We start from the raw sequence: 3,525 nt of genomic DNA, 5'->3' as shown, positions 1-3,525 counted from the left end.
ATCATATAGTTTTTCATTTTCTGAACCTTGGTTAGGAGGTAAAAAACCTATTTATTTCGGAATTAGTGCATTTACATCGCTTCAATCTAATGGTTTAAGAAATAATGATATAAATCAGCAGAAGATTAGATTAAATGGTTTGACTTTTTCACGTGGACAGCGTTTAAAATGGCCTGATGATTATTTCCAAGCTAATACATCAATCAATTTGCAGCAATATATTTTAAATAATTATAATCAGTTTATATTTTCATCTGGTAATTCTTATAACTTTAATTTAACTCAGGAAATTAGTAGAAGTTCGGTGGATGTTCCAATTTTCCCAACGTCGGGTTCCAATTTAAAATTAACAATCCAGGCTACGCCTCCTTATTCTTTGTTTAACAAAACAAATTATGCTATAGCTACCGATAAAGAAAAATATCGTTTCACTGAATATCATAAGTGGAAGTTTGAATCACAGTGGTTCCAAAGAATTTATGGTAAATTAATTTTTAAAGCTCAAGCTCAATTTGGATTCCTAGGTGTCTATAATCAAGCTGTTGGTCAGTCGGCATTCGAGCGATTTAAGCTTGGAGGTGATGGTATGCAGGGCTTTGACTTCCTACAAGGTTCCGAGATTATTGCTATGCGTGGATATGCTAATAATTCAGTTATTCCTGCTGGTGCTGATCCTAGAATTGCACAAGGTTCAGGTAGTCCAATTTTCAATAAATATGTGTTAGAGGTAAGACACCCAATTACCGCCAGTCAGAGCGCAACAATTTTTGTTCTTGCTTTTGCTGAAGGTGGAAATACATGGAATAGGTTTAGGGATTTTGCACCTTTTAACATTAGAAGAACCGCTGGTGTGGGGGCTAGGGTATTCCTTCCTATATTTGGATTGTTAGGAATTGATTACGGCTTTGCCTTTGATAAAATTCCTGGCTTACCAGACAATGGAAGAAATCCTTTTACGTTTAGTATTTCTCAAGCGATTAATGGAGGTTTCAATTAATTGATCTAATTGCGACAAATATAAAATCAGAAAAATAAATCTTAAATTGCTCAAGCTTTTTTAGATTTTTAATTGCTTTTTCAATTCAAAACAATACAGGATTAGCAAAATAATTATATACAAATGAAAAAAATCGTTATAATCGCATTATTATTGGTCCTTACAAGTTTAGGATCTTATGCACAACGGTTCGCCTATGTTGATAGTGATTATATTTTGAAACATATTCCAGAATATAATTCAGCGCAAAAACAGCTTGATGCATTATCTGAACAGTGGCAGAAAGAGGTTGATATAAAATTTGCCAACATTGAAGATATGTTTAAAGCCTATCAGGCAGATCAAGTATTGCTAACCGCTGAAATGCGTAAAAAACGTGAAGAAGAAATAATACAGAAAGAACAAGAAGCAAAGGAATACCAACGTATTAAGTTTGGTTTTGAAGGTGAACTTTTTCAAGTCCGATCAAAATTGATTAAACCTATCCAAGATCGTGTTTCAAAAGCAATACAAGCAATTGCAGATGCACAACAACTTGATATGATATTTGATAAAAACAGCGAGATTACGCTATTGTATGCAAATCCGCGTTTAGATAGAAGTAATGAAATAATAACAAAACTTGGTTATAAGCCGGGTGCAACAAAATAAATAAGATCTTACTAATCATAAACAAAAACAGACTATAAAAAAACAATGAAAAATCTATTAAAAATAGGAGTGCTTGCAGTAGGAATGATAATTTCAGGAAATGCGGCAAATGCACAGCAAAAATTTGGTCATATTAATTCTGCTGATTTATTACAAGCAATGCCAGAAATGAAGACTGCAGATGCAAGTTTTCAAACATATGCGAAAGCTAAGCAAACATCTCTTGAGTTGATGGGAGCAGAGCGTCAAAAATTAGTAACCACTTATGAAGAGAAATACAAAACTCTAAGTGAGGCTAATAGAGCTGTTCTAGAGAAAGAATTAACTACCCTTGGTGGTACAATTCAAGATCTTGAGAAACGTATAACAGACGCTCAGGAAAAAGCTCAAGAAGAATTAACTACTAAACGTACTGAACTTTATACCCCTGTATTTAAGAAAGCTGAAGATGCGGTTAAAGTTGTTGCAAAAGAAAAGGGTTTTGCTTATATTTTTGATGTATCACAGCCAGGAGTAATTTACTTTGACGGTGGTGAAGATATCATCGCTATTGTTAAAACTAAATTGGGTATTGTAGCTACACCTGCAGCAAAATAATTATAATGATTCTAATTAAAATGCGAAGCTTTTAGCTTCGCATTTTTTTTTGTCCAAATTTTGATTTCGCTAATTCTATACGTGATAGGTTTAAAATATTATCTTAATTTTGAAATATGAGTTCAGCACTACCTATTGGGATTTTTGATTCTGGCATCGGGGGATTAACAGTGGCGAATGCCATTCGCAAGATACTGCCCAAAGAGCAATTAATTTACTTTGGCGATACAGCCCACATGCCTTATGGGGATAAGTCGCCTGAAGCGATTAAATTCTATAGCCTTAAAATCGCCAAATTTTTGTTAGATAAAAACTGCAAACTGATTTTAATCGCCTGCAATACCGCTTCTGCGCATGCTTTTCATGAACTTGTTCACTTTTTAGGAGATAAAGTGCCAATTGTGAATGTAATTGATCCTGTGGTTAATTTACTCGCAAATTCACCTAATCATGGTCGAATCGGCGTAATTGGAACAAAATCAACTATTCGCTCTGATATTTACGCGAAAAAGTTTAAAGCGATAAACCCTGAAATTCAAGTCTCTTCCCTAGCCACACCTTTATTGGCTCCAATGATTGAAGAAGGTTTTTTCAATAATACCATCAGTAATACGGTGATTAACTCATATTTATCATCATCAAAATTAAAAAGAATTGATAGCCTGATTTTAGCTTGTACACATTACCCCCTAATTAAGCCAGAAATACAGGCTTTTTATAAAGGAAAGGTTGAAATTATTAATACGGCTGAAATTGTTGCAGAACATTTAAAAGAACGTTTAACTGCCCTTGAACTTTTAAATGCTGGCCCGGTAAAGAAACATCAATTTTATATTTCAGATTATACCCCTTCTTTTGCAAGTAGTACACGCTTGTTTTTTGGTGAAAAAATACATTTATCTTATAAACCTATCTGGGATTAAGTTTTAATATGTGAAATGCACTACATTTTTATGCAGATTATGTAAGTTTGCATATACAAAAGCTACAAATTGAATTTCTATCTGACATACATCTTGGTTGCTAGTGCATTATTTATGTTTACTGCCCTGTTTACCTTGTTTGCTGTCTATTCAGAGCGTAAAATATCTGCTTTTATACAAGATCGATTGGGTCCGATGGAAGTAGGTAAATATGGCTCACTCCAGGCATTTGCTGATATTCTGAAAATGCTTCAAAAGGAATTTATTATTCCTAAAGCTGCTGATAAATTTCTCTTTGTACTAGCTCCAATCATTATTTTTGTCTCGGTTTATTTAGGTTTTGCTGCGTTGCCATGG

The 3,525-nt window shown here is 33.8% G+C and carries 5 protein-coding genes; all 5 read left to right on the top strand.

Translation table 11 applies throughout. From position 1 onward, the window contains the following. A partial coding sequence (locus ACIQ0D_RS12300; protein WP_395806042.1) for a BamA/TamA family outer membrane protein occupies positions 1 to 997 on the top strand: 997 nt, incomplete at its 5' end. 123 nt (positions 998 to 1,120) lie between these two features. Beyond that, positions 1,121 to 1,648, top strand: a complete 528-nt coding sequence (locus ACIQ0D_RS12295) for an OmpH family outer membrane protein (RefSeq protein WP_395806040.1) — start codon at positions 1,121 to 1,123, stop codon at positions 1,646 to 1,648. Between the two features lie 45 nt (positions 1,649 to 1,693). Beyond that, positions 1,694 to 2,245 (top strand): OmpH family outer membrane protein, encoded by a 552-nt coding sequence (locus ACIQ0D_RS12290; RefSeq protein WP_395806038.1) that lies wholly within the window; start codon positions 1,694 to 1,696, stop codon positions 2,243 to 2,245. A gap of 116 nt (positions 2,246 to 2,361) precedes the next feature. Further along, positions 2,362 to 3,168, top strand: coding sequence for a glutamate racemase (gene murI / locus ACIQ0D_RS12285; RefSeq protein WP_395806036.1), 807 nt, complete (start codon positions 2,362 to 2,364; stop codon positions 3,166 to 3,168). Between the two features lie 69 nt (positions 3,169 to 3,237). Continuing rightward, a partial coding sequence (locus ACIQ0D_RS12280) for an NADH-quinone oxidoreductase subunit H (RefSeq protein ID WP_395806034.1) occupies positions 3,238 to 3,525 on the top strand: 288 nt, incomplete at its 3' end.

This window comes from Daejeonella sp., assembly GCF_044342615.1.
Lineage (GTDB): Bacteria > Bacteroidota > Bacteroidia > Sphingobacteriales > Sphingobacteriaceae > Daejeonella.
This window is presented reverse-complemented; position numbering and strand designations above follow the sequence as displayed.